The organism is Streptomyces sp. DS1-CR2 (assembly GCF_055760475.1).
The window spans coordinates 5,504,718-5,529,727 of record NZ_CM147085.1; the positions used below are offsets into that span (position 1 = coordinate 5,504,718).

At 69.7% G+C, this 25,010-nt stretch carries 21 protein-coding genes and 3 pseudogenes; 14 read left to right on the forward strand and 10 right to left on the reverse strand.

Translation table 11 applies throughout. The features are described 5' to 3' along the window. Positions 1-68: 68 nt before the first annotated feature. The gene (locus tag ACY0PA_RS26440; RefSeq protein WP_100594702.1) at positions 69-506 is read right to left on the reverse strand and encodes a gamma-glutamylcyclotransferase family protein; all 438 of its coding nucleotides are present in this window, start codon (positions 504-506) and stop codon (positions 69-71) included. 117 nt (positions 507-623) lie between these two features. Between ACY0PA_RS26440 and ACY0PA_RS26445 the strand changes: the two genes are divergently transcribed. Continuing rightward, positions 624-2,072 carry an NAD(P)H-quinone dehydrogenase gene (locus ACY0PA_RS26445; protein ID WP_266560809.1) on the forward strand — a complete coding sequence of 483 codons (1,449 nt, stop codon included), beginning with the start codon at positions 624-626 and terminating at the stop codon, positions 2,070-2,072. A gap of 182 nt (positions 2,073-2,254) precedes the next feature. Further along, positions 2,255-3,217 carry a DeoR/GlpR family DNA-binding transcription regulator gene (locus ACY0PA_RS26450; protein WP_473080108.1) on the forward strand — a complete coding sequence of 321 codons (963 nt, stop codon included), beginning with the start codon at positions 2,255-2,257 and terminating at the stop codon, positions 3,215-3,217. Positions 3,218-3,297: 80 nt separating this feature from the next. Here ACY0PA_RS26450 and ACY0PA_RS26455 read toward each other — a convergent pair whose 3' ends face one another. Together ACY0PA_RS26455 and ACY0PA_RS26460 are read right to left on the reverse strand one after the other, a co-directional pair. Continuing rightward, positions 3,298-3,846: a TetR/AcrR family transcriptional regulator gene (locus tag ACY0PA_RS26455; protein ID WP_454403645.1), complete on the reverse strand. Its 549-nt coding sequence runs from the start codon at positions 3,844-3,846 to the stop codon at positions 3,298-3,300. A 201-nt stretch (positions 3,847-4,047) separates the two neighbouring features. Further along, positions 4,048-5,800: pseudogene (locus ACY0PA_RS26460) on the reverse strand (acetyl/propionyl/methylcrotonyl-CoA carboxylase subunit alpha). 356 nt (positions 5,801-6,156) lie between these two features. On the opposite strand from ACY0PA_RS26460, the gene ACY0PA_RS26465 reads away from it, so the two are divergent. Next, the gene (locus ACY0PA_RS26465) at positions 6,157-6,630 is read left to right on the forward strand and encodes a hypothetical protein (protein ID WP_473080109.1); all 474 of its coding nucleotides are present in this window, start codon (positions 6,157-6,159) and stop codon (positions 6,628-6,630) included. A 19-nt stretch (positions 6,631-6,649) separates the two neighbouring features. On the opposite strand, the gene ACY0PA_RS26470 is transcribed toward ACY0PA_RS26465, so the two are convergent. From ACY0PA_RS26470 to ACY0PA_RS26490, 5 genes and pseudogenes are all read right to left on the reverse strand, one after another. Next, positions 6,650-7,282, reverse strand: a complete 633-nt coding sequence (locus ACY0PA_RS26470; protein ID WP_473080110.1) for a Maf family protein — start codon at positions 7,280-7,282, stop codon at positions 6,650-6,652. A gap of 50 nt (positions 7,283-7,332) precedes the next feature. Further along, the gene (mmpB, locus tag ACY0PA_RS26475; RefSeq protein ID WP_473080111.1) at positions 7,333-7,461 is read right to left on the reverse strand and encodes a morphogenic membrane protein MmpB; all 129 of its coding nucleotides are present in this window, start codon (positions 7,459-7,461) and stop codon (positions 7,333-7,335) included. 71 nt (positions 7,462-7,532) lie between these two features. Next, positions 7,533-7,742, reverse strand: a complete 210-nt coding sequence (locus tag ACY0PA_RS26480; RefSeq protein WP_473080112.1) for an acyl-CoA carboxylase epsilon subunit — start codon at positions 7,740-7,742, stop codon at positions 7,533-7,535. 59 nt (positions 7,743-7,801) lie between these two features. Then, a complete protein-coding gene (locus ACY0PA_RS26485) occupies positions 7,802-8,506 on the reverse strand; it encodes an acyl-CoA carboxylase subunit beta (RefSeq protein ID WP_473080113.1) in 705 nt (234 codons plus the stop codon). Positions 8,507-8,580: 74 nt separating this feature from the next. After that, positions 8,581-9,591: pseudogene (locus ACY0PA_RS26490) on the reverse strand (acyl-CoA carboxylase subunit beta); the annotation flags it as partial. Here ACY0PA_RS26490 and ACY0PA_RS26495 point away from each other — a divergent pair. The 5 genes from ACY0PA_RS26495 (at position 9,590) to hutH (ending at position 15,739) form a co-directional block, all read left to right on the forward strand. Beyond that, entirely contained in the window at positions 9,590-10,471 is an 882-nt protein-coding gene (locus tag ACY0PA_RS26495) for a biotin--[acetyl-CoA-carboxylase] ligase (RefSeq protein WP_473080114.1), read from the forward strand. The pseudogene ACY0PA_RS26490 and the gene ACY0PA_RS26495 sit on opposite strands and share 2 nt — an antisense overlap. 474 nt (positions 10,472-10,945) lie before the next feature. Further along, the gene (locus tag ACY0PA_RS26500) at positions 10,946-12,058 is read left to right on the forward strand and encodes an adenylate/guanylate cyclase domain-containing protein (protein WP_473080115.1); all 1,113 of its coding nucleotides are present in this window, start codon (positions 10,946-10,948) and stop codon (positions 12,056-12,058) included. Positions 12,059-12,097: 39 nt separating this feature from the next. Next, positions 12,098-12,889 carry an enoyl-CoA hydratase/isomerase family protein gene (locus ACY0PA_RS26505; protein WP_473080116.1) on the forward strand — a complete coding sequence of 264 codons (792 nt, stop codon included), beginning with the start codon at positions 12,098-12,100 and terminating at the stop codon, positions 12,887-12,889. Positions 12,890-12,954: 65 nt separating this feature from the next. Next, a complete protein-coding gene (locus ACY0PA_RS26510; RefSeq protein ID WP_473080117.1) occupies positions 12,955-14,106 on the forward strand; it encodes a GGDEF domain-containing protein in 1,152 nt (383 codons plus the stop codon). A gap of 64 nt (positions 14,107-14,170) precedes the next feature. After that, on the forward strand, positions 14,171-15,739 hold the full coding sequence (gene hutH / locus ACY0PA_RS26515) for a histidine ammonia-lyase (protein WP_473086437.1): 1,569 nt from the start codon (positions 14,171-14,173) through the stop codon (positions 15,737-15,739). A 73-nt stretch (positions 15,740-15,812) separates the two neighbouring features. Here the strand turns inward: hutH and ACY0PA_RS26520 are convergent, their stop codons facing one another. After that, positions 15,813-16,097 (reverse strand): hypothetical protein, encoded by a 285-nt coding sequence (locus ACY0PA_RS26520; protein ID WP_100598261.1) that lies wholly within the window; start codon positions 16,095-16,097, stop codon positions 15,813-15,815. A gap of 109 nt (positions 16,098-16,206) precedes the next feature. On the opposite strand from ACY0PA_RS26520, the gene ACY0PA_RS26525 reads away from it, so the two are divergent. The 5 genes and pseudogenes from ACY0PA_RS26525 (at position 16,207) to ACY0PA_RS26545 (ending at position 22,762) form a co-directional block, all read left to right on the forward strand. Next, complete coding sequence (locus tag ACY0PA_RS26525; protein WP_473080118.1) at positions 16,207-16,551, forward strand: hypothetical protein; 345 nt, start codon at positions 16,207-16,209, stop codon at positions 16,549-16,551. Positions 16,552-16,868: 317 nt separating this feature from the next. Further along, entirely contained in the window at positions 16,869-18,137 is a 1,269-nt protein-coding gene (locus ACY0PA_RS26530) for a L,D-transpeptidase (RefSeq protein WP_473080119.1), read from the forward strand. A gap of 111 nt (positions 18,138-18,248) precedes the next feature. Beyond that, positions 18,249-18,395 (forward strand): annotated as a pseudogene (locus ACY0PA_RS26535) (ABC transporter ATP-binding protein); the annotation flags it as partial. Positions 18,396-18,547: 152 nt separating this feature from the next. Next, positions 18,548-21,850 (forward strand): S8 family peptidase, encoded by a 3,303-nt coding sequence (locus ACY0PA_RS26540; protein ID WP_473080120.1) that lies wholly within the window; start codon positions 18,548-18,550, stop codon positions 21,848-21,850. A 141-nt stretch (positions 21,851-21,991) separates the two neighbouring features. Next, positions 21,992-22,762, forward strand: a complete 771-nt coding sequence (locus tag ACY0PA_RS26545; protein ID WP_473080121.1) for a globin domain-containing protein — start codon at positions 21,992-21,994, stop codon at positions 22,760-22,762. A gap of 33 nt (positions 22,763-22,795) precedes the next feature. On the opposite strand, the gene ACY0PA_RS26550 is transcribed toward ACY0PA_RS26545, so the two are convergent. Next, positions 22,796-23,728, reverse strand: coding sequence for a helix-turn-helix domain-containing protein (locus tag ACY0PA_RS26550; RefSeq protein WP_473080122.1), 933 nt, complete (start codon positions 23,726-23,728; stop codon positions 22,796-22,798). A 148-nt stretch (positions 23,729-23,876) separates the two neighbouring features. Between ACY0PA_RS26550 and ACY0PA_RS26555 the strand changes: the two genes are divergently transcribed. Next, positions 23,877-24,917 carry an NAD(P)-dependent alcohol dehydrogenase gene (locus ACY0PA_RS26555; protein ID WP_473086438.1) on the forward strand — a complete coding sequence of 347 codons (1,041 nt, stop codon included), beginning with the start codon at positions 23,877-23,879 and terminating at the stop codon, positions 24,915-24,917. Positions 24,918-25,010: the final 93 nt, after the last annotated feature.

Below are 25,010 nucleotides of genomic sequence, written 5' to 3' on the forward strand. Positions count from 1 at the left end.
CCTACGCGCGTAGATGACAGACCTCACGGGAACGCGATCGTTGTCTTGTCGTTTCCGACGAAGCCCGCTCAGCAGGGGTGCTTGCGCAGTTCCATCACGTAGTCGTGCGGGGCTCCGGCCGACTCCGCCGCGTCCGCCAGCTCGCCGAGATAGCGGGCCGAGGGGAAGCCGCCCTCGTACCCGTTGAGCACGTACACCCAGGCGGGTTCCTCACCCTCCAGAGTGTCCACGCGTACGCGCATGCGCCGGTAGATGTCGAGCCCCACGCCCTCCCAGCGGTCCATGGAGTCCTCGTCCATCGGCGCGATGTCGTACAGCGCGACGAAGACCTGCGAGCGGGGCGCCTCGACGAGGGTCGCGAGCGCGCCCTCCCAGCCCATGTGCTCGCCCCCGAACGTCAGCCGCCAGCCGCTGAGCCAGCCCGTCGCGCGCATCGGCGAGTGCGGTGCGCGGCGCGTCATCAGCCGCGCGTCGAGATTGCTTGCGTATGCGGCGTAGAGCGACATGTGGTCGAGGGTACGGCAGGTGCGGCCGGGGTCTCTCCTGTAACACAAGACCCCTCCGACGTGGGACGCGCACGGACGGAGGCCCCGGGGGCGAAAGCACTTGAAGCGTGCGGGACAATGGAGTACGTGACTCGGATCGTGATCATCGGTGGCGGACCTGGCGGATATGAGGCGGCCCTCGTGGCTGCCCAGCTCGGCGCGGAGGTGACCGTCGTCGACTGCGACGGCCTGGGCGGGGCGTCGGTGCTCACCGACTGCGTCCCGTCCAAGACCCTGATCGCGACGGCCGAGGTGATGACCACCTTCGACTCGTCGTACGAGGAGCTGGGGATCATCGTCGCCGACGACACCCCGCACATCGACAGCCCCGCGCGGGTCGTCGGTGTGGACCTCGGCAAGGTCAACCGGCGTGTGAAGCGTCTCGCGCTCGCCCAGTCCCACGACATCACCGCGTCCGTCACCCGGGCCGGCGCCCGCGTGATGCGCGGCCGCGGCCGCCTGGAGGGCCAGCAGGCCGCCGACGGCTCCCGCAAGGTCGTCGTGCGCACCGCCGACGGCACCGAGGAGACCCTCACCGCCGACGCCGTCCTGATCGCCACCGGCGGCCACCCGCGCGAGGTGCCCGACGCCCAGCCCGACGGCGAGCGCATCCTCAACTGGACCCAGGTCTACGACCTCGACGAGCTCCCCGAGGAGCTCATCGTGGTCGGTTCCGGTGTCACAGGCGCCGAGTTCGCCGGCGCCTACCAGGCCCTCGGCTCGCGCGTCACCCTCGTGTCCAGCCGCGACCGCGTCCTGCCCGGCGAGGACCCGGACGCCGCCGCCGTCCTCGAGGACGTCTTCCGCCGCCGCGGCATGAACGTCATGGCCCGCTCGCGCGCCCAGTCCGCCAAGCGCGTCGGCGACCGCGTCGAGGTCACCCTCTCCGACGGCCGCGTCATCTCCGGCACCCACTGCCTGATGGCTGTCGGCGCCATCCCGAACAGCAGCGGGATGGGCCTGGAGGAGGCCGGGGTCAGGCTCAAGGACTCCGGGCACATCTGGACCGACAAGGTCTCCAGGACCACCGCGCCCGGCGTGTACGCCGCCGGTGACGTGACCGGCGTCTTCGCGCTCGCCTCCGTGGCCGCCATGCAGGGCCGCATCGCCGTCTACCACTTCCTCGGCGACGCGGTGGCCCCGCTGAACCTCAAGACGGTCTCCTCGAACGTCTTCACCGACCCCGAGATCGCCACGGTCGGCTACACGCAGGCCGACGTCGACGCCGGCAAGATCGACGCCCGCGGGGTGAAGCTGCCGCTGCTGCGCAACCCGCGCGCCAAGATGCAGGGCATCCGCGACGGCTTCGTCAAGATCTTCTGCCGGCCCGGCACGGGCATCGTGGTGGGCGGTGTGGTCGTCGCTCCGCGCGCGAGCGAACTGATCCATCCCATCTCGATCGCGGTCGACAACAACCTGACGGTCGAGCAGATCGCGAAGGCGTTCACCGTGTACCCGTCACTTTCGGGCTCGATCGCCGAGGTGGCGCGTCAACTGCATACGCGGAAGACGGCCGACGAAGCCTGACGGCCGCGCTTTCACCGGACACGATCAACTTCCCGCAGGTCACAGCCTGTTGCCGCCCATGCGGCGGGCATAGGCGCGGGAGATAGGCGTCTATACCACTTCCTGTCATGCCGTGCGAACAACTTCTGTAATTCGGCGCAAACTGCTGAAAGCAGACGGTCGTTGGGGTTACTGTCAGTTTCGTGTTCGCTGCAGAACGTCGTCAATTGATCCTCGAAATGGTGCGGGCCAATGGAGCGGTATCGCTCCGGGAGCTCGCCCGCGTCGTCCAGACCTCCGAAGTGACCGTACGGCGGGACGTGCGCGCACTGGAGGCAGAAGGACTCCTCGACCGCCGGCATGGCGGTGCGGTATTGCCGGGCGGATTCACGCGGGAGTCCGGCTTTCCGCAGAAGTCACATCTCGCGACCGCAGAGAAGACGGCCATCGCCGACCTCGCCGCGGGCCTCGTCGAAGAAGGCGAAGCCATTGTGGTGGGAGCGGGTACGACCACGCAGGAGCTGGCCCGTCGGCTCGCGCGCGTCCCCGGGCTGACCGTCGTCACCAACTCCCTTCTGGTGGCACAGGCGTTGGCCCATGCCAACAGGGTCGAGGTCGTCATGACGGGCGGCACTCTGCGCGGTTCCAACTACGCACTCGTGGGCAGCGGGGCCGAGCAGTCCCTCCAGGGACTCAGAGTCACCCGCGCCTTCCTCTCCGGCAGTGGTCTGACCGCCGAACGCGGCCTCTCCACGTCCAACATGCTGTCGGCCTCGGTCGACCGCGCGCTGGTGCAGGCCGCGGCCGAGGTCGTCGTCCTCGCCGACCACTCCAAGCTCGGCACCGACACGATGTTCCAGACGGTGCCGACCGATGTGATCACGCGTCTCGTGACGGACGAACCGCCCGGCCACGACGACCGCGCCGTCACCGAACTCCAGGCACTCGCCGACCAGGGGGTGCAGATCGCGATCGCCGGAGCCTCGGCGACCGGAACCGGGCCGGCGGGGGGAGATCCCGTCCCGGCGCGGCAGGCGCGCCGGGACGTACCTCTGCCGGGCCAGCGCCGCACCCAGCTCCCGGGCGGTCCCCAGCTGCGCAGCGCTTCCGCCCTCGACCAGGCACCTGAGCGCGCGGCAAGGGTGGCCGACCTCCGGCGGCGCTGAGCAGCACTCCGTGCGGGGCTGAGCCCTTCTGGGTATGGCTGCGTGTTGTCGGGGCCGGTCGACGGCCGCGGGGCGCAGTCCTAGCCCGCTGTGATGCCTCGCAGCGTCAGCCGTAGCAGCCGGTCTGCCAGCTCCGGGTCGTCCGGGGTCTCCTCCGCCGCCAGCGCGATCGCGTTGGTCAGCTGAAGCAGATCGCCGATCGACACGTCCGCGCGTACGGCACCTGCCCGCTGCGCCCTGGACAGCAGGGCCTGGCCCGCCTCGCGCATCGGCGTACTGCACCGCGACAGGGCCGAACCGGCGTCGTGCGACGCCGACATGAGGGCGCGTGAGAGCCCGCGGTACTCACCCGCATGAGTGATGATGTCGCGCAGCCATGCCACGAGCGCCGAGCATGGCTGCGGGTCCGCGAGCAGCGCCCGCGAGCGTGCAAGGAGATCATTCACCGCGTCCTCGAAGACCGCGCTCATCAGCGCGTGCCGGTTCGGGAAGTGCCGGTAGAGCGTCCCGATGCCGACGCCCGCGCGCCGCGCCACGTCCTCCAGGGACGCGCCCGTGCCGTGCTCCGCGAACGCCGTACGCGCCTGTGCGAGCAGTCGCTCGTAGTTCCGGCGTGCGTCCGCCCGCATAGGGCGTACGGAAGGGGCCGGGCGTGGCCGGTCCGTCTGGTCCGTGCCGGTCGTCATCGGTCCTCCCTGGTCGTGCGCGCGCTCTCCAGGATGCCTGATCGCGCGACGGCCGGACCACGGACCGGAATAACGCGAACGCCCGGTGGACCGTCTTCCGGTCCGCCGGGCGTTCGCGTCAGGTGCTCTGACAGCAGATCAGGGTCAGTCCTTGATCTCGCAGATGGTGGCGCCGGAGGTGATGGAGGCGCCGATCTCGGCGCTGAGGCCCTTGATGGTGCCGGTGCGGTGGGCGTTGAGGGGCTGTTCCATTTTCATGGCTTCGAGGACGACGACGAGGTTGCCTTCCTTGACTTCCTGGCCTTCTTCGACGGCGATCTTGACGATGGTGCCCTGCATGGGGGAGGCGAGGGTGTCGCCGGAGGCGGCGGGGCCGGACTTCTTGGCGGCGCGCCGTTTGGGTTTGGCGCCGGCGGCGAGGCCGGTGCGGGCCAGGGACATGCCGAGCGAGGAGGGCAGGGAGACCTCGAGGCGTTTGCCGCCGACCTCGACGACGACGGTCTCGCGGCCGGTTTCCTCGTCGTGGTCGGTGTCGGGGGTGGCGGCGAAGGGCTTGATCTCGTTGACGAACTCGGTCTCGATCCAGCGGGTGTGGATGGTGAAGGGGTCGCTGGTGAAGGCCGGGTCGGTGACGACGGCGCGGTGGAAGGGGATGGCGGTGGCCATGCCCTCGACCTCGAACTCGGCCAGGGCGCGGGCGGCGCGTTGCAGGGCTTGTTCGCGGGTGGCGCCGGTGACGATCAGTTTGGCGAGGAGGGAGTCCCAGGCGGGGCCGATCACGCTGCCGGTCTCGACGCCCGCGTCGAGGCGGATGCCGGGGCCGGTGGGGGGTGCGAAGCGGGTGACGGTGCCGGGGGCGGGCAGGAAGCCGCGGCCGGGGTCTTCGCCGTTGATGCGGAACTCGAAGGAGTGGCCGCGCAGGGCGGGGTCGTCGTAGCCGAGTGCTTCGCCGTCGGCGATGCGGAACATCTCGCGTACGAGGTCGATGCCGGCGACTTCTTCGGTGACGGGGTGTTCGACCTGGAGGCGGGTGTTGACCTCGAGGAAGGAGATGGTGCCGTCCATGCCGACGAGGAATTCGACGGTGCCGGCGCCGACGTAGCCGGCTTCCTTGAGGATGGCTTTGGAGGCGGTGTAGAGCTGCTCGTTCTGGGCCTGGGTGAGGAAGGGGGCGGGGGCTTCCTCGACGAGTTTTTGGTGGCGGCGCTGCAGTGAGCAGTCGCGGGTGGAGACGACGACCACGTTGCCGTGGGTGTCGGCCAGGCACTGGGTCTCGACGTGGCGGGGTTTGTCGAGGTAGCGCTCGACGAAGCATTCGCCGCGGCCGAAGGCTGCGACGGCTTCGCGTACGGCGGAGTCGTAGAGCTCGGGGACCTCTTCGAGGGTGCGGGCGACCTTGAGGCCGCGGCCGCCGCCGCCGAAGGCGGCCTTGATGGCGATGGGCAGGCCGTGTTCGCGGGCGAACGCGACGACTTCGTCGGAGCCGGATACGGGTCCGGGGTGCCGGCGACCAGGGGGGCGCCGGCGCGCTGGGCGATGTGCCGGGCGGCGACCTTGTCGCCGAGGTCGCGGATGGCCTGCGGGGCGGGCCGATCCAGATCAGGCCGGCGTCCAGGACGGCCTGGGCGAACTCCGCGTTCTCCGACAGGAATCCGTAGCCGGGGTGGATGGCGTCCGCGCCGGAGTCCTTGGCGGCCTGCAGCACCTTCGCCATGTCGAGATAGCTGGTGGCCGGGGTGTCACCGCCCAACGCGAACGCCTCGTCCGCCGCCCGGACATGCGAAGCGTCCCGGTCCGGTTCCGCGTAAACGGCAACGCTCGCGATACCGGCATCCCGGCACGCCCGGGCCACGCGGACAGCGATTTCGCCACGGTTGGCGATGAGCACCTTGCGCACGATGGCTCCCTCCTTGAAACAAGCCGAGTTTAGGGACTGCCGACACGGGCTTTCGACCCGTCCCCATGAGTGAGCTTGCCCACACGGAGTGCTATTCGAGGCGCGCTCAAGTGGTGAAACCCCTTGTTGCGCCCGGGTACGCAGCCTTCCCTCTTCGAACCCTAGCCCGCCAGAGTGGGCTAGGTCTCTGTGCGACGGCGCTGCGGCACTCCAGGATTCTTTGTGGAGTCCCTACGAATGGCCCAATGATTCTTTGCCTTGGGCAGACCCCTTGTCCCGCGGTTTACCCGTTAGTAGCGTTCGCGTTGTCCCGGACGTACTAGGGGTAACGGCAGTCGAAAGTGGGTGGGGTTCCGGTGGCACGCAGACCGGTGGCATGGGTGGCCGCGATCGTGCTCTTCGCGGAGGCGATCGGCATCGCCCTGCTCAACTGGTTCCTGGGGCTGGTCGTCGACCGCCAGGACATGTCCCTGGCCGGGCTCGACCCCCGCGCCATGTCCGTCTCCGCCTGGATAGCCGGCGCGCTCTTCGGCCTCTATCTCGCGCTGTGCGCGGTCGTCCTCGTACGCATCGCCGTGCGTGACCGCGGGCCGGCCGGCTTCGGCCGCATCCTGCTGATCAGCGCGGCTGTCGTGCACGGGCTGCTCGGGGCGTTCAGCGTCGGCCTGGTCGGCTGGCTCGCGTTCGTCTTCATGATGGTCGTGCTCGGCCTCATCGTGCTCACCCTGGTCGCTTATGACCGCAAGGAGCAGGGGGAGGGCGCGGGAGCGGGTGCGGGTGACGCCCCTGCGGGTCCGGCCGAGGGGGGCGGGGCGCCTCAGCCCGTCTGAGCCGGGTGGGTGTGGGCGGTCAGTCCGCCCACAAGTCCGTGATGTTCACGCCCAGTTGGGCCAGCAGGCGGCGCAGCAGCGGCATCGACAGGCCGATCACGTTCCCGTGGTCGCCGTCGATGCCGTCGATGAACGGGGCCGAGCGGCCGTCCAGCGTGAACGCGCCCGCCACGTGGAGCGGCTCGCCCGAGGCCACGTACGCGGCGATCTCCGCGTCGCTCGGCTCACCGAACCGGACCACTGTCGAGGCCGTCGCCGACGCGTAGCGGTTCACCGCCGTGTCGTACACGCAGTGGCCCGTCTGCAGGGTGCCCGCGCGGCCCCGCATCGACTTCCAGCGCGCCGTGGCCTCCTCGGCGTCCGCGGGCTTGCCGAGTGCCTGGCCGTCGATGTCGAGGACCGAGTCGCAGCCGATCACCAGCGCGCCGTGCACCTCCGGCTTCGCCGCGACCACGGACGCCTTCGCCTCCGCGAGCGCCAGGGCCAGTTCGGCCGGGGTGGGGGCGGACACGGCATCCTCGTCGACCCCGCTGACCAGCACCTCGGGGGCCAGGCCCGCCTGGCGCAACAGGGCCAGTCTGGCCGGGGACCGGGAGGCGAGGACGAGACGGCGGCGGGTGCTCACGGGGGTGCTCACGTGGGGATCACTCATGCGGTCAGGGTTCCACATATGGGCAGGCGGGCGCGCTCGGTCCGGGGCAACTACACGATTCCCAGGACCAGCATCGCAATCACCATCGCCACCGCGAGCACGAAGCCCGCTCGGCGGAGCATCGCCTCGGTTTCGCGCAGCTCCTCGGGGGGCTCGTTCTCGGGGTCTGACCACAGCATGGATTCGATACTGCTGCCCCGCCGCGCGGTGCGCCTGAGTACGCGTACTCAGGCGCACCCCCACCTGCGGACTACGCAGGCCAGTACGTGCGCGCCCAGCTCGTGGGGCCCGGGGACGGGCGGCGCGCCTGCGCCAGCCTTGCCGGGTCCGCCCATGCGTCGCGGGTGGCTGTCGCGCCGGGCGGGGTGGTGGTCGCCGCCGCGGCGCGGGCCTGGACCACCGCCAGTGCGGCGGCCAGCTCCTCGGGGGTGGGGTTGCCCCTGACGACCTTGATCATCATTGGTGGGGTCCTTTCGGGCGGCTCTTTCGGCGGCTCTTTTTGGCGGCTGGGTCCTGGGGCTAGAGCGGGATGTTGCCGTGCTTCTTGGGCGGGAGGGTTTCGCGTTTGGTGCGGAGCTGGCGCAGGCCGCGGACGATGTGGGCGCGGGTGTCGGCGGGCATGATGACGGCGTCGATGTAGCCGCGTTCGGCCGCGGTGTAGGGGTTGAGGAGGGTGTCCTCGTATTCCTGGATGAGGCGGTGGCGGGTTGCTTCCTGCTCGGTCTCGGGGGCGGCGGCGATGGTGCGGCGGTGCAGGATGTTGACCGCTCCCTGGGCGCCCATGACCGCGATCTGGGAGGTGGGCCAGGCCAGGTTGAGGTCGGCGCCCAGGTGTTTGGAGCCCATGACGTCGTAGGCGCCGCCGAACGCCTTGCGGGTGATCACGGTGATGAGGGGGACGGTGGCTTCGGCGTAGGCGTAGATGAGTTTGGCGCCGCGGCGGATGATGCCGGTGTGTTCCTGGTCGACGCCGGGCAGGAAGCCGGGGACGTCGACGAAGGTGATCACGGGGACGTTGAACGCGTCGCAGGTGCGTACGAAGCGTGCTGCTTTTTCGGAGGCGTCGATGTCCAGGCAGCCGGCGAACTGCAGGGGCTGGTTGGCGACGATGCCGACGGGGCGGCCCTCGACGCGGCCGTATCCGGTGAGGATGTTCGGGGCGAACAGCGGCTGTGTCTCGAAGAACTCGGCGTCGTCCAGGACGTGCTCGATGACGGTGTGCATGTCGTAGGGCTGGTTGGCGCTGTCGGGGACGAGGGTGTCGAGTTCGTCGTCCTCGGGGGTGCGGGCCAGGTCGGCTTCCTCGGGGAAGGCCGGTGGCTCGGACAGGTTGTTGGAGGGGAGGTAGGACAGGAGGGTTTTGACGTATTCGATGGCGTCTTTTCGTCGCCTGCCATGTGGTGCGCGACGCCGGAGGTGGTGTTGTGGGTGCGGGCTCCGCCGAGTTCCTCGAAGCCGACGTCCTCGCCGGTGACGGTTTTGATGACGTCGGGGCCGGTGATGAACATGTGGCTGGTCTGGTCGACCATGACGGTGAAGTCGGTGATGGCGGGGGAGTAGACGGCGCCGCCGGCGCAGGGGCCGACGACGAGGCTGATCTGGGGGATGACGCCGGAGGCGTGGGTGTTGCGGCGGAAGATCTCGCCGTACATGCCCAGTGCCATGACGCCTTCCTGGATGCGGGCGCCGCCGGAGTCGTTGATGCCGATGACGGGGCAGCCGGTTTTGAGGGCGAAGTCCATCACCTTGATGATTTTCTGGCCGTAGACCTCGCCGAGGGCTCCGCCGAAGACGGTGAAGTCCTGGGAGAAGACGGCTACCGGGCGGTTTTCGACGGTGCCGTAGCCGGTGACGACGCCGTCGCCGTAGGGCTTGTTGTCGTCCAGGCCGAAGGCGGTGGAGCGGTGGCGGGCGAATTCGTCGAGTTCTACGAACGAGCCTTCGTCCAGGAGCAGTTCGATGCGTTCACGGGCCGTCAGTTTGCCCTTCGCGTGCTGCTTCTCCACCGCGCGCGCGGAGCCGGCGTGTGTGGCCTCTTCGATCCGGCGCTGCAGGTCCGCGAGCTTTCCCGCGGTCGTGTGGATGTCGATGGCGCTGGACACGTTGGGCTCTTCCGGAACGGACATCGGGATGCGGCTCCCTGGCTGCTCAATGGGGACGTGAGGACGGTGCGGGGCGATGTGGCGCGGCGGTGCGGTGGGGCGGCGAGGCGGGGGTTGAGGCCTGACCCTGTGGCTACTGGCTCGTAGCGTAGTGGCGTGGATACCGTTCGGCAGTGCGGCGTTTACCACACCTAGGGTGGGTTGCATGACGCCCCGAAATGCTTCAGACGATCCCTCCGACGCGAACGACGGTCAGCAGTGGTCGGACCTGGACCGGCCGCCGTTGAACGCCGCCGCCCTGCGGCGCGCCCTTGTGCGTGGCGGGCTCTGGTCCTCCGTCGATGTTGTGCCCGCCACCGGGTCCACCAACTCCGATCTCGTTGCCCTCGCCCTGGCCGGCAAGGCCGAGGAAGGGGCCGTCCTCGTCGCCGAGTCGCAGAGCGCCGGGCGCGGGCGGCTCGACCGGCAGTGGACCGCTCCTGCGCGGTCCGGGCTCTTCTTCTCCGTCTTCCTGAAGCCCGGCGCCGATGTGCCCGTGCATCGGTGGGGGTGGCTGCCGCTGCTCACCGGGGTGGCCGTCGCGACGGGGCTCGCGCGGGCCGCCGGGGTCGACACCGCCCTCAAGTGGCCCAACGACCTGCTGGTGAATGTCGGCGACGAGGAACGCAAGGCCGGGGGCATCCTCGCCGAGCGGGCCGGGGACGGTGTGGTCGTCGGGATCGGGCTCAACGTTTCGCTGCGCGCCGACGAGCTGCCTGTGCCGGGGGCCGGGTCGCTTGCCCTGGCCGGGGCCGTTTCCACCGACCGGGACCCGTTGCTGCGGGCCGTTCTCCGGTCGCTGGAGGAGCGGTTCGTGGACTGGCGCGCCGCGGGTGGGGATCCTGCCGTGTCGCGGCTTCAGGAGACCTATGCGGCGGGGTGCGCGACGCTCGGGCGGAAGGTGCGGGCCGAGCTTCCTGGGGGGCAGGAGCTGGTGGGGGAGGCGGTTGCCGTTGACGGGGACGGGCGGCTGGTCATCGCCTCTGAGGGCGGGGTGCAGCAGCCTGTGGGGGCGGGGGACATCGTTCATCTGCGGGCGGGGGGCTGACGGGGCTCTTCCGGTGCGGGCCGGGGGCAGCGCTGGGGTTCGTTTCGGGTGCCGACTCGGTGGGGGGCTGGTCGGCTTCGTTGCCGGGTGCGGGCTCGGTGCGTGCTCGCCAGGTGCGTTTTTGGGTGCGGGGTCGCGGGGCATGTACGTGCTCGCTGTTCTACGGGTGCACGTTGGCGAGCTGATTGCCTGTACGTGGTGCTGGTGGCTCCGCGCGCACATGCCCCCACGTCCCCTCCTGTCTCGTCGGCGCCTGGCCGTCCGGTGGGGCTTCGCTGTCTTGGGCCCTGTCACGTACGCGACTGATCGCCGGTGGGGGCTCCAGGCCTCCGGTGCGGTGGGGCGTGTCCTTTCGGTTTGTACTTGGGTGGGGGGCGGGACTCGTGTGTGCTGGGGGGAGTGAGCTGCGGCACACCTGCCGTAAAGTTGAGGCCGGTCGATACATGACCGTGGCAGATCGGAAGGGCAGCAGGCGTGACCGTCGACGACTCGGGCTCCGGCGCGGGCACCCCATCCGACATCGAGTCTGTCGAGGACGGTGCCGGCGGTGAGGATCCGCTTGCCCTCCGGCTCGAGGGGCTCATTCTTGGGGCGGAGCGGCGGTATACGCCGTTTCAGGCCGCCCGCAGCGCCGGTGTGTCCATGGAGCTCGCCTCCCGGTTCTGGCGGGCCATGGGTTTTGCCGATATCGGGCAGGCCAAGGCGCTGACCGAGGCCGATGTGCTCGCCCTGCGGCGGCTTGCCGGTCTTGTCGAGGCCGGGCTGCTCAGCGAGGCCATGGCCGTGCAGGTCGCCCGCTCCACCGGACAGACCACCGCCCGGCTCGCCGAGTGGCAGATCGATTCCTTTTTGGAGGGGCTTACCGAGCCTCCCGAGCCCGGGATGACTCGTACCGAGGTCACGTATCCCCTGATGGAACTGCTCCTGCCCGAGCTGGAGGAGTTTCTCGTTTATGTGTGGCGGCGGCAGTTGGCCGCGGCCACGGGGCGTGTGGTGCAGGCCGCCGATGACGAGGAGATGGTGGATCGGCGGCTTGCCGTCGGGTTTGCCGACCTTGTGGGCTTCACGCGGCTCACCCGGCGTATGGAGGAAGAGGAGCTCGGGGAGCTCGTCGAGGCCTTCGAGACCACTGCCGCCGATCTTGTTGCCGCCAATGGCGGGCGGTTGATCAAGACCCTGGGCGACGAGGTGCTGTACGCCGCCGATGACGCGGGGATCGCGGCCGAGATCGCTCTCCGGCTCATCGAGACCATGGCCAATGACGAGACCATGCCCGAGGTGCGGGTGGGGATGGCCTTCGGGACCGTGACGACCCGGATGGGCGATGTCTTCGGGACGACCGTGAATCTGGCGAGCCGGCTCACCTCGATAGCTCCTCGGGATGCCGTGCTGGTCGACGGTGCGTTTGCCGAGGAGCTTCAGCGGGCCGGTGTGGCGCCCGTTTCCGAGGCCGAGGCCGCCGCTCTTGCCGAGAAGGAGGGCGAGAGCGCGCCCTCGTACCGCTTTGCTCTGCAGCCCATGTGGCAGCGGCCCGTGCGTGGGCTCGGCGTCGTCGAGCCCTGGCTTCTGACGCGGCGGCCCCTCTAGGATTCTGCCGTTGTTAACTGTCGTTAACCGGGAGGGTCTGTGAGCGAGCGGTTCGGAGAGTTCGTCGAGGTGCGGCGGCACGGCTTTGTCGCCGAGCTTGTCCTCGACCGGCCCCAGGCCATGAACGCCGTGTCCAGCGCCATGGCGGTGAGCGTGGGGGAGGCCTGTGCCTCTCTGGCGGGTGATGGCGGCGCTCGGGTTGTCGTTCTTTCTTCGTCTGCCGCGCGCGCCTTTTGCGTGGGGGCCGATCTGAAGGAGCGGAACTCCTTTTCCGATGCCGAGCTTCTTCGGCAGCGGCCTGTGACCCGGGGGGCCTACGGGGGTGTTCTCGAGCTTCCGATGCCTGTCATCGCCGCCGTGCACGGGTTCGCCCTCGGCGGCGGGTTCGAGCTCGCTCTCGCCTGCGATCTCATCGTGGCCGACGAGACCGCCGTCGTGGGGCTGCCCGAGGTGTCTGTGGGGGTGATTCCCGGTGGGGGCGGTACGCAGTTGTTGCCCCGGCGGGTGGGGGCTGCGCGAGCTGCTGAGCTGATCTTTTCCGCGCGGCGTGTCGAGGCCGCGGAGGCCCTGGAAATCGGGCTTGTCGATCAGGTCGTGGGGGTGGGTGACGATCGTGAGGCCGCCCTTGAGCTGGCGGGGCGCATCGCCGCCCATTCGCCTGTCGGGCTTCGCGCCGCCAAGCGCGCTCTGAGGGTGGGGTACGGGCTCGACCTGCGGGCCGGCCTCGAGGTCGAGGATGCCGCCTGGCGGTCCGTAGCCTTCTCCGGCGATCGGGCTGAAGGTGTTGCCGCCTTCAATGAGAAGCGGGCGCCCCAGTGGCCCGGTGAATGACTATTCCTCGCCTCGTATGGGTCCTGAATGTATCGACTTGGGCTTTTCTTTCCTAACCTTGGCCTATGGGAGAGGAAGTCCGGTTGCGGGCCGTAGTCGCGATGGCGCAGGGGATGGCCGCGGCGCAGTCTCCGCGTGAGTCCTGGCGGGCCGCCGCCCTCGGGGCCTGCCGCGCTCTGTCCGGCACCTTCGCGGCTCTGTCCGTGTGGGAGCGGGAGCGCGGGCGGCTGCGCGTGCTCGTGAACGTGGGGGAGCGCGCCGAGGGCGAGGCCGAGTTTCCCGAGGACGAGGCCTATCCCGTGCACCAGTTCCCCGAGATCGCCGAGTTCCTGCACGAGCAGTGGGTGGGAGGGGGTGCTCCGCGCGCCTGGGTCGAGACCGCCGCCGGGACCGTGGAGGGCGGCGGCTACTGCCATCAGCGCGTCGCCGCCCTGCGCCGGCGCGGGCGCGGTTGCTGTGTCGTCGCGCCGATCGTGCTCCACGGGCGCGCCTGGGGCGAGTTGTACGTCGCCCGGCCCGTGGGCGCCGAGGTCTTCGGCGCCCACGATGCCGCCTTCGCCACCGTGCTCGCCGCTGTTGCCGCTGCGGGCATTTCCCAGACCGAGCGGCTCGAGGAGGCGCGGCGGCTTGCCTTCACGGATGCCCTGACCGGTCTCGCGAATCGGCGTGCCGTTGATATGCGGCTCGATGAGGCCATTGAGCGGCACCGGGTCGGGGGCGATGTCGTTTCTCTTGTCGTGTGTGACGTGAACGGGCTCAAGCGCGTCAATGACTCATTGGGGCATGCGGTCGGGGATCGGTTGCTGGAGCGGTTCGGGTCCGTTCTCTCGTTGTGCGGCGCGATGTTGCCGGGTGCCCTGGCCGCGCGGCTCGGGGGTGACGAGTTCTGTCTGGTGGCCGTGGGTCCCGACGCCGATGACGTGGTGCGGACGGGGGAGGAACTGTGCTTGCGCGCCTCCGAGTTGGAGCTGGGCGAAGGGGTTGCCTGTGGGATTGCTTCTACCGGCGATCCGATCGGGGAGGTGCTCAGTGCGCGGCGGCTCTTCCGGCTTGCCGATGCCGCCCAGTACCGGGCCAAGGCGCTGCGGGCCGTGAAGCCTGTGGTGGCCGGGCGGGACGGTCCCGACGATCCCGTTGTGCGCCTCGCCGACTCTCCTCCGGCCCCCGTCGGCGACGGTGAGCGGCGCCGGCTCCGGGGGCGGGGCGCGGGGGCGTAAGGGGTCCATCCCGAACTCGGTCGTGACATTGAGCTCTTCACCTCGTACGCTCCTGAATATGGATATGCACACTGTGGTGGTGGGGACGTCCGGCGTCAGCGCGGCCGATGTCGTCGCCGTGGCGCGGGCGGATGCCCGGATCGAGCTCTCCGAAGAGGCGGTGGCCGCCCTCGCCTCGGCCCGCGCGATCGTGGACGCGCTGGCCGCGAAGCCCGAACCCGTGTACGGGGTATCCACCGGGTTCGGCGCGCTCGCCACCCGGCACATCAGCCAGGACCTGCGGGCTCAGTTGCAGCGGAACATCGTCCGCTCGCACGCCGCGGGAATGGGCCCGCGCGTCGAGCGGGAGGTCGTACGGGCGCTGATGTTCCTGCGCCTGAAGACCGTCTGCTCCGGACATACCGGTGTGCGGCCCGAGGTCGCGCAGACCATGGCCGACGTGCTCAACGCCGGGATCACGCCCGTCGTGCACGAGTACGGGTCCCTCGGGTGCTCCGGCGACCTCGCACCGCTCAGCCACTGCGCTCTCACGTTGATGGGGGAGGGCGACGCCGAAGGGCCCGACGGTGTTCTCGCCCCTGCCGGCGAGCTGCTCGCCGCCCACGGCATCGCGCCCGTCGAGCTGCGCGAGAAGGAGGGCCTCGCCCTGCTGAACGGCACCGACGGCATGCTCGGCATGCTCGTCATGGCGCTCGCCGATCTCGAGAACCTGTACAAGTCCGCTGACATCACTGCCGCCTTGTCGCTCGAAGCGCTCCTCGGCACCGAGAAGGTCCTCGCCCCCGAGCTGCACGCCATCCGGCCGCACCCTGGGCAGGGCGCCAGCGCCGCCAACATGCTGGCCGTGCTGAAGGGTTCGGAGCTCACCGGGCACCACCAGGACGACGCGCCGCGCGTGCAGGACGCGTACTCCGTGCGCTGCGCCCCGCAGGTCGCCGGCGCCGGGCGGGACACCATGGCCCACGCGCGGACCGTCGCCGAGCGCGAGCTGGCGTCCGCCGTGGACAACCCTGTCGTGCTGCCTGGGGGTACCTCCCAGGCTTTCGGCTCTGGGGGAGGGCGTGTGGAGTCCAACGGCAACTTCCATGGCGCGCCCGTGGCTTACGTGCTCGACTTCCTCGCCATCGCAGCCGCCGACCTCGGGTCCATCGCCGAGCGGCGCACCGACCGCCTGCTCGACAAGAACCGGTCCCACGGCCTGCCGCCGTTCCTCGCCGACGACGCGGGCGTCGACTCCGGCCTGATGATCGCCCAGTACACGCAGGCCGCCCTGGTCAGCGAGATGAAGCGGCTCGCCGTGCCCGCCTCCGCGGACTCCATCCCGTCCTCCGCCATGCAGGAGGACCACGTGTCCATGGGCTGGTCCGCAGCCCGCAAGCTGCGTACCGCGATCGACAACCTGACGCGGATCGTCGCCGTCGAGCTGTACGCGGCCACGCGCGGCATCGAGCTGCGGGAGGGCCTCACCTCCGCTCCCGCCTCGCGTGCCGTGATCGATGCCCTACGGGCCGCGGGAGTTCAGGGTCCCGGCCCCGACCGGTTCCTCGCGCCCGACCTCGCGGCCGCCGACGCCTTCGTGCGCGGCGGGCACCTCGTTGCCGCCGTGGAGCCCGTCACGGGGCCGCTGGCTTAGGGGGTGTCCGGCTAGGAGTTACAGAATCACGAGCCGGGCCGCACCCCCGGGGCGCGGCCCGGCTCTTGTGTCCTCAGAAGGCCGCGGCGCGGCTCTTCCTGGCCGAGTACGTCAGGAAGCCGGCGCCGATCCCGAGGAACGTCGAGCCGCCGATCACGTACGGCGTCGTATCGACCGTTCCCGTGTCGGCCAGGCGGAGTTGGCCCTCGGCCTGTGTGTGTACCGCTGTCGCGGTCTGCTGCTGATCTGCCTCCGCTGTCTTCTCGGGCGTCGCGGTGGCGGACGGAACGAACCACAGAGCAGCCAGGAGTGTCCCGGCGGCAGTGGCGGTGAGCAGCGATCGTCGTGCGACGGACACGGAAGCGATCCCCCTTGTGGAGCTGGCGAATTGGCCGTGTGAGGCGATGTTAGTGAAAGGTGCGGGTCACAGGAAAGTCACGGGTGGGGTGAGGCATACGCTCCGTCGTATGAGCACCCCTGAGACATCACGATTTGTTCGGCTCCGCGTGGAATTGGTCCTGGAGATCGAGGACACCGCCGCCCTCACCGGGGCCGCGTTGCAGCGCATCGCCGAGGACGATGACATGCCGGCCGACGAGCGCTCCCATGCCGAGGCAGCCGTCAACGACGACGAGGCGGAGGCACTCGCCTATCTCGTCGACCCGTTCGACCTGGTCAGCGAGGTGCCTGGGACGGACCTCGTACAGGCCTCCTGGTCCAGCGAGCAGGTCGACTACGATCCCGATTCGCCCGACTGGGACCTCGACGTGGATGATGACGAATCCGGCGACGCTCTCGACGCGGACGACTAGTGCCGGACGCCGCGGGGCAGGCGGGAAGGTGGAGACGGGCCCCTGGGGTGCGATGCGGGGCCAGCTCGGACCGCGCGGACTCGGGGCTCCGGGTGGCAACCGCCGGCCGGGGTTTTCCCGTCCCACAGGGGGTATCGGGAGGGTTCTGTTACCACGGGTGCATGCCTGGTCACGGCAGTTCGGGCGTGGCATCCCCCACATCGGGGACGGAATTGGAACGGGACGAACCGGTCATGGCGTTACATGGGCTGTGGGGATTCCTGCATGGCGGGATCGTGGCCCACAGGGCCTTCGGGGTTGTTGGGAAATCGGCGACGATGGAGATGCGTGTGATGACGGACAGTAAGCGGCGCAAGGGTCTGATGGCCGCGTCCGCTCTGGTCGGAGGAGTGCTGGTGCTCTCCGCGTGCAGCGGAAGTGGCAGCGAGGCCCGCGGTGCCGATGGCGGCGGCACGAAGTCGCAGGCCGCCGTCGACGAGGCCGCTGCTCAGAAGACGTCGGAGGCGCTGATCAAGATCGCGCCGAAGGACGGCTCCGACAACGCCAGCATCAACAACGCCGCTGCCGTCACCGTGAGCAAGGGTTCGCTCACGAACGTGAAGATGACGACCGCCGAGGGCGCGGCGGTCCAGGGGCAGATATCCGCTGACAAGAAGAGCTGGAAGCCCGCGGGCCAGCTCCAGCGCGCCACCGTCTACAAGATCGCCGCCGAGGCCAAGGACTCCAGCGGCCGCGCGGCCCACGAGAACGCCTCGTTCACGACGGTCTCGCAGGCCAACAGCTTCATCGGCAACTTCACGCCCGAGGACGGCTCCACCGTCGGCGTCGGCATGCCGGTCTCGATCAACTTCGACAAGGCGATCACGAACAAGGCCGATGTCCAGAAGGGCATCACCGTCTCCTCCAGCAGCGGCCAGGAGGTCGTCGGCCACTGGTTCGGCAACCAGCGCCTCGACCTGCGCCCCCAGGACTACTGGACCGGCGGCTCCACGGTGACGCTGAAGCTGAACCTCGACGGCGTCCAGGGTGCGGACGGCGTCTACGGCGTGCAGCAGAAGACGGTCACCTTCAAGATCGGCCGCAACCAGGTCTCGACCGTCGACGCGGCGACCAAGACCATGACGGTCACGCGGGACGGCAAGGTCGTCAAGACCATCCCGATCTCGGCCGGTTCGCCGGAGAACAAGACGTACCAGGGCCAGATGGTGATCTCCGAGAAGTTCAAGGAGACCCGCATGGACGGCTCGACGGTCGGCTTCAAGGACGACGACGGCAAGGGCGAGTACGACATCAAGGACGTGCCGCACGCGATGCGTCTGTCGAACTCCGGCACCTTCATCCACGGCAACTACTGGGGCGCCAAGTCGATCTTCGGCGGCGCCAACACGAGCCACGGCTGCGTCGGCCTGTCCGACGCCAAGGGTGCCGATGACCCGAACACACCGGGTGCCTGGTTCTACGACAACTCCATGGTCGGTGACGTCGTCGTCGTGAAGAACACGGGCGACAAGACCATCCAGCCCGACAACGGCCTCAACGGCTGGAACCTGGACTGGGCGCAGTGGACGGCCGGTTCGGCCGCCTGACGGCCCTGAGTCCGACAGTCCTCGCAGAAGGCCCGCACCCCGGCGACGGGGTGCGGGCCTTCGGGGTTTCCGCGAGTTCTCATCGGTCTCTTGTCCCGGGCTTATCCGAACATGGACGTGCTCGAGGCCATGTGGAAGGAGCACGGGCTGACCTTCATCATGGTCACCCACGATTCGTCGATCGCCCGCAAGGCGCCCCGGCTCGCCACCATCCGCAACGGCCGGATCACCATCACCGGAAACTCAAAAGCTGTCTGATTTCGATCGCTTCGGTGCACAACCGATGACCCCCCTGCATCATCTCTCTGCAGGGGGGTCCGCTCGGGTCTCCCACCGGTGAACTACCGTCATCAGGGGGAAAGTTGCACAGACAGGCACGAATAACCTCGAAGAGACTGAGCGCCACGACCGTGGCCGCCGCAGCGGCCGTCGTCCTCACCGCGGGTCTGACCACCCCGGCCGTGGCCGCCGCCCCAGCGGCGCAGTCCGGCGAGACGGCGAAGGCCTCGCCCGGCCAGCACATCACGCTCATCACCGGCGACCGCGTCACCCTCGACGCGAAGGGGAAGCCGGTCGGCTATCAGCATGCCAAGGGCCGCGAGCACATCCCCGCGCAGACGCGCACCGTCGCCGGCCACACCCTCGTAGTGCCGGCCGACGCACAGCGGCTGGTCGCGAGCGGCAAACTCGACCAGCGGCTCTTCGACGTCACCGAGCTCTCCAAGTCGGCCAACCGCAAGGCGCAGAAGCACGGCCTCAAGGTGATCGTCGGCTACAAGGGCACCGCGACCGCCGCACGGGCCGACGTGCGCGACGCCGGTGACACCACGGTCCGCAGGACCCTCAAGTCGCTGAACGCGGACGCCGTCACCACGCCCAAGCAGGACGCCACCCGCCTCTGGGACGCCGTCACGACCTCCCGGGGCTCCGCGGCCTCCGGCATCAGCCGCATCTGGCTCGACGGCGTGCGCAAGGCCAGCCTCGACAAGTCGGTCCCGCAGATCGGCGCCCCCAAGGCGTGGGCGGCCGGCTACGACGGCAAGGGCGTCAAGATCGCCGTCCTGGACACGGGCGTCGACGCGACCCACCCCGACCTCAAGGGCCAGGTCGTCGCCGAGAAGAACTTCTCCACCTCCGCCGACGCGGTGGACCGTTTCGGCCACGGCACGCACGTCGCGTCCATCGCCGCCGGTACGGGAGTCAAGTCCGGCGGCAAGTTCAAGGGCGTAGCCCCCGGAGCCAAGCTCCTCAACGGCAAGGTCCTCAGCGACGACGGCTACGGCGACGACTCCGGCATCCTCGCCGGCATGGAGTGGGCGGCCGACCAGGGCGCCGACGTCGTCAACCTCAGCCTCGGCGGCGGCGACACCCCCGAGATCGACCCGCTCGAGGCCGAGGTCAATAAGCTGTCCGCCGAGAAGGGCATCCTCTTCGCGATCGCCGCGGGCAACGAGGGCGAGTTCGGCGACTCGACCGTCGGCTCCCCGGGCAGCGCGGACGCGGCCCTGACCGTCGGCGCGGTCGACGGCAACGACAAGCTGGCCGAGTTCTCCAGCCGTGGCCCGCGCATCGGCGACGGCGCCGTCAAGCCGGACGTCACCGCCCCCGGCGTCGACATCACGGCCGCCGCCGCCCCGGGCAGCGTCATCGACAAGGAGGTCGGCGAGAACCCGCCGGGCTACCTCACGATCTCCGGTACGTCGATGGCGACCCCGCACGTCGCGGGCGCCGCCGCGATCCTCAAGCAGGAGCACCCGGACTGGAAGTCCGCCCAGCTCAAGGGCGTCCTGACGGGCTCCGCCAAGGGTGGCAAGTACACGCCTTTCCAGCAGGGTTCGGGTCGCATCCAGGTCGACAAGGCCATCCAGCAGACCGTGTTCGCCGAGCCCGTCTCGGTGAGTCTCGGTGTCGCTCAGTGGCCGCACACCGACGACACCGCGATCACCAAGAAGGTGACGTACAGGAACACCGGTGACAAGGACGTCACCCTCGACCTGACGGCCACCGGCACCAACCCCAAGGGCCAGGCCGCCCCGGCCGGCTTCTTCAAGCTCGGTGCCGCCAAGGTGACCGTCCCCGCGGGCGGCACCGCCTCCGTGGACCTGACCGCGAACACGAAGCTCGGCGGCACGGTCGACGGCGCGTACTCCGCGTACGTCGTGGCGACGGGCGGCGGCCAGTCCGTGCGCACCGCGGCCGCCGTGCAGCGCGAGGTCGAGTCGTACGACGTGACGCTCAAGCACATCGGGCGCGACGGCAAGGACGCCCAGGGCTACGAGACGTCCCTGGCCGGCATCGGCACAGACGCGTACTTCGACGCCTACGATCCGAACTCGGGGACCGTCAAGGTCCGTGTTCCCAAGGGCAGTTACATCCTGAACGAGTACCTGGCGGCCGACCCCGAGGACTTCTCCAAGGGCGCCGACTGGCTGGTGCAGCCGAAGCTGGACGTCACCAAGAACACGACGGTCACGCTCGACGCCCGCACCACCAGGCCCGTGTCCGTGACCGTCCCCGACGCCGCCGCCAAGGGTGTCCTGGCCGCGCCGGAGTTCACGGTCGACACCGCTGACTCCTCGTCCAGCTACGGCTGGCTCCTGGACTCGTACACCGACTTCCGCACCGCCGGCATCGGCCCGGAGCCGACCGGCATCAAGCTCCAGCAGCAGTGGACCGGCGTGTGGACGAAGGGCGCCGACACCGAGTACGACACCGTCTCCGGCGGCACCGTCAAGAAGCTCGCCACCGGCTACACCAAGCACTACACGGCGAGCGACCTGGCCACGGTGAAGGTCGGCCTCGGCGGAGCAGCCAAGGACAAGACCGGCTCCATCGGCGCGACCGGCATACTGCCCGCCAGCTCCGGTGGCTGGTCCGCCGCCGTCGACCAGAAGCTCCCCGGCACCCGCACCCTGCACCTGTCCACCGGCGACAAGGTGAAGTGGGGCCTGGAGTTCTCGCAGAACGGCCCCGAGGACAGCGACGGCTTCCCGACCGAGGAGGCCTCCTACACGCTCGGCACACCCCAGTTGTTCCAGGGCGGCAAGGCGTACGAGAAGACGTTCAACACCGGCGTCTTCGGCCCCCGCATCGGCGGTGGCTACGGCGTCTTCCGCGACGGCAACGAGATCTACGGCAACCTGCCGATGTACGCCGACGGCAAGACCCACGCCGGCTACTCGCAGTACCTCTCCGTGAAGACCACGCTCTACAAGGGCAGCACCAAGGTCGGCGAGAACGACGACCCGCTGGTCGGCGAGAAGCCCTTCAAGGTCACCTCCGGCGACGCCGAGTACAAGCTGTCGACGTCCATCAAGCGCAGCGTCAAGATCGCCGCGGCCTCCACCCGCGTCGACGCCAGCTGGACGTTCCACTCGAAGAAGCCGGCCTCGTCGGCCGAGTCGACCAGGCTGCCGCTGTCCACGGCCCGCTTCAACGCGGCCGTCGGCCTCGACAGCACCGCCCCCGCCGACAGGACCCAGTCGGTCCCCGTCACCGTCCAGGGCGCGGCCGCGGGCAGCAACCTCAAGTCGCTGGCCGTGTACGTCTCCTACGACTACGGCCAGACGTGGAAGAAGCTGGACGTCAAGAACGGCAAGGTCACCGTGAAGAACCCGGCCAAGGGCAAGGCCGTCTCCTTCCACGCCAAGATCGCCGACAAGAAGGGCAACAAGTCGACGATCTCGATCTACAACGCGTACTACGGCAAGTAGCCGCGACGCGTGGCGTGGCGTAGGCGCGCTACGCCCGCGGGCGTAGCGACGGGCATGGCCCGTTACGCCCAGCGCTGACAGCCCAGGTGGCCCGTCCCGACCTCATGGCCGGGGCGGGCCACCCGTGTTGTGATGACTGCCATGACGACGCAGACAGTCGAGTACATCCGCTACCGGATCCCCGAGGCTCAGTCCGCCGAGTTCCTCGCGGCCTACACGCGCGCCGCCGACCGGCTCGCCGCGGCGCCCCAGTGCGTCGACTACGAACTGGCGCGCTGCGAGGAGGACTTCGAGCACTTCATCCTGCGCATCACCTGGACCTCGACCGAGGACCACATCGAGGGCTTCCGCAAGTCCGACCTCTTCCAGGACTTCCTCGCCGAGATCAGGCCGTACGTCGGGAACATCGACGAGATGCGCCACTACAAGCCCACATCGGTGCGCGGCACCGGCGCGTCCGTCCCGAGCCTGTACGACTGGGCCGGCGGCGCCGACGCCTTCGCGCGGCTCACCGACGTCTTCTACGCCAAGGTCCTCAAGGACGACCTCCTCGGCCCCCTCTTCGCGGACCTCCCGCCCGAGCACGCCGGGCACGTGGCCCTGTGGATCGGCGAGGTCTTCGGCGGGCCCGCCACCTACTCCGAACAGCAGGGCGGCCACAGCCACATGGTCGCCAAGCACGTCGGCAAGCACATCACGGAGCCGCAGCGCCGCCGCTGGGTCAACCTGATGCAGGACGCGGCGGACGAGGCGGACCTGCCGGCCGACGCCGAGTTCCGCTCCGCGTTCAGCGCCTACATCGAGTGGGGCACCCGGCTCGCCGTCCACTTCTCCGGCCCCGACGCGGCCCGGCCCGCCGAGCAGCCCGTACCGCTGTGGAACTGGGGGGCGGCGCGGCCCTGTCAGCAGTAGGACCTTGCGATACGGGTGCGGGTGGGCCTTTCGTCAGCGGTCGGGGTGGATACCGAGATTCTCGCCCAGGCCCGCCCGGACCGCGTCCGTGCCCCAGCTCGCGAGGAGGCGCAGCGCCTCGGCCGACGGGGAGCCCGGCTCCGCGTGGTAGACCACGAGATACTGCTCGTCGTCGTCGGGCAGGTTCATGGTCTCGTAACTCAGGCTCAGCTCACCCACCAGCGGATGCCGCAGCCGCTTCACGCCGTGGCTCTTCTCCTTGACGTCGTGCGTCGCCCACAGCCGCCTGAACTCCTCGCTCTTGACGGAGAGTTCACCCACCAGCGCCGACAGCTCCGGGTCGTCCGGGTGGCAGCCCGCGTACAGCCGCAGATAGCTGACCATGTCGGACGCCTTCGCATCCCACTCCACGAACAGGTCGCGGTAGGCCGGGGCGAGGAACACCATCCGCGCCCAGTTCCGCTCCCGCGGCGGCAGCTCGCTCCAGTCGCCGAAGACGGCCGCGGCCATCCGGTTCCAGGCGAGCACCTCGGAGCGGCGGCCGGACACGTACGCGGGCACGCCCTCCAGGCTGTCGAGCAGATGCCGCAGCGCCCCGCGCACCTGCTGCTGCTCCCGCGAGGCCCGCTTCTTCTTGTGCTGTTTCGGCTTCGCGAGATGCGTCAGATGCGCGTGCTCCGCGTCCGTGAGGCGCAGGGCGCGCGCGATCGCGTCGAGCACCTCCGCCGACACGTTCCGCCCGTTCCCCTGCTCCAGACGCGTGTAGTACGCCACCGACACACCGGCCAGCTGCGCCAGCTCCTCGCGGCGCAGGCCCGGCACGCGGCGGTGCCGCCCGAAGTCCGGCAGCCCCACGTCCTGCGGCTTCAGCCGGGCCCGCCGGGTGCGCAGGAACTCGCTCAGCTCGGCACGCCGGTCCAGCGGCTCGCCGGCGGCCGGGGTGGCGCGAATCCCGTCATCGTCCATGCCTCAAGTATCGCCGGGCCGCCACAGTCGTACGAAGGTGATCCTGACCCCGCCAGTAGTAGGACCAGTGGGCGTACGCAAAGCGGGGCAAGGCCCTGAGCTCGGAGGATGCCTCCGGCTGGGGCAGGCTTGACGCATGACCTCAGAGATCACCACCGTCAGCGCCTACGCCGCACTCTCCGCAAAGGCCCCGCTGGAGCGCACCACCATTCCGCGCCGCCCGGTGGGCGAGTCCGACGTCCTGATCGACATCAAGTTCGCCGGCATCTGCCACTCCGACATCCACCAGGCCCGCGACGGCTGGGGTGAGGGCATCTTCCCGATGGTCCCCGGCCACGAGATCGCCGGCATCGTCACCGAGGTGGGACCCGGCGTCACCAAGTTCGCCGTCGGTGACCGCGTCGGCGTCGGCTGCATGGTCGACTCCTGCCGCGAGTGCGACAACTGCAAGGCGGGCCTCGAGCAGTACTGCGCGAAGGGCAACGTCGGCACGTACAACGCCCTCGACAAGAACGGCGAGCCCACCTACGGCGGCTACTCCACCCACATCGTCGTCGACGAGAACTACACCGTCGGCATCCCCGAGGGCCTCGCCCTCGACGAGGCCGCGCCGCTGCTGTGCGCGGGCATCACCACGTACTCCCCGCTCAAGCACTGGAACGCGGGCCCCGGCAAGAAGGTCGCTGTCCTCGGCATGGGCGGCCTCGGCCACATGGGCGTCAAGATCGCGCACGCGCTCGGCGCCGAGGTGACCGTCCTGTCGCAGTCCCTGCGCAAGCGGGAGGACGGCCTCAAGCTGGGCGCCGACCACTACTACGCGACCAGCGACCCGAAGACCTTCGAGGAGCTGGCCGGCACCTTCGACATCATCCTTTCGACGGTCTCGGCCCCGCTCGACTTCGGCGCGTTCCTCTCGCTCCTGAAGACGGACGGCGCCCTGGTGAACGTGGGCGCCCCCGAGGAGCCCATCTCCCTCAACCTGTTCTCCGTGATCGCGGGCCGCAAGTCCCTCTCCGGCTCCGGCATCGGCGGCATCCAGGAGACCCAGGAGATGCTCGACTTCTGCGCCGAGCACGGCCTGGGCGCCGAGATCGAGCTGATCGAGGCGAGCCAGATCAACGAGGCGTACGAGCGCGTGCTCGCGAGCGACGTGCGGTACCGGTTCGTGATCGACACGGCGACGATCTGATCCTGCGGGCCCTGTCCGAGGCTTTGTCCGGGGCACTGCCCAGGGCATTACCTGAGGCGTAATCGACGGTCCGTCCGTCCCCCGGCAGGATCG

Excerpts from the sequence above, each read along its gene's own strand:
- hutH (WP_473086437.1), top strand. The coding sequence starts at position 14,171 with ATGCACACTGTGGTGGTGGGGACGTCCGGCGTCAGCGCGGCCGATGTC.
- ACY0PA_RS26455 (WP_454403645.1), bottom strand. The coding sequence starts at position 3,846 with ATGCGGGCGGACGCACGCCGGAACTACGAGCGACTGCTCGCACAGGCG.
- ACY0PA_RS26445 (WP_266560809.1), top strand. The coding sequence starts at position 624 with ATGGAGTACGTGACTCGGATCGTGATCATCGGTGGCGGACCTGGCGGA.
- ACY0PA_RS26510 (WP_473080117.1), top strand. The coding sequence starts at position 12,955 with ATGGGAGAGGAAGTCCGGTTGCGGGCCGTAGTCGCGATGGCGCAGGGG.
- ACY0PA_RS26525 (WP_473080118.1), top strand. The coding sequence starts at position 16,207 with ATGAGCACCCCTGAGACATCACGATTTGTTCGGCTCCGCGTGGAATTG.
- ACY0PA_RS26485 (WP_473080113.1), bottom strand. The coding sequence starts at position 8,506 with ATGCACACCGTCATCGAGCACGTCCTGGACGACGCCGAGTTCTTCGAG.
- ACY0PA_RS26495 (WP_473080114.1), top strand. The coding sequence starts at position 9,590 with ATGACGCCCCGAAATGCTTCAGACGATCCCTCCGACGCGAACGACGGT.
- ACY0PA_RS26480 (WP_473080112.1), bottom strand. The coding sequence starts at position 7,742 with ATGATGATCAAGGTCGTCAGGGGCAACCCCACCCCCGAGGAGCTGGCC.
- ACY0PA_RS26530 (WP_473080119.1), top strand. The coding sequence starts at position 16,869 with ATGGAGATGCGTGTGATGACGGACAGTAAGCGGCGCAAGGGTCTGATG.
- mmpB (WP_473080111.1), bottom strand. The coding sequence starts at position 7,461 with ATGCTGTGGTCAGACCCCGAGAACGAGCCCCCCGAGGAGCTGCGCGAA.
- ACY0PA_RS26545 (WP_473080121.1), top strand. The coding sequence starts at position 21,992 with ATGACGACGCAGACAGTCGAGTACATCCGCTACCGGATCCCCGAGGCT.
- ACY0PA_RS26470 (WP_473080110.1), bottom strand. The coding sequence starts at position 7,282 with ATGAGTGATCCCCACGTGAGCACCCCCGTGAGCACCCGCCGCCGTCTC.
- ACY0PA_RS26550 (WP_473080122.1), bottom strand. The coding sequence starts at position 23,728 with ATGGACGATGACGGGATTCGCGCCACCCCGGCCGCCGGCGAGCCGCTG.
- ACY0PA_RS26440 (WP_100594702.1), bottom strand. The coding sequence starts at position 506 with ATGTCGCTCTACGCCGCATACGCAAGCAATCTCGACGCGCGGCTGATG.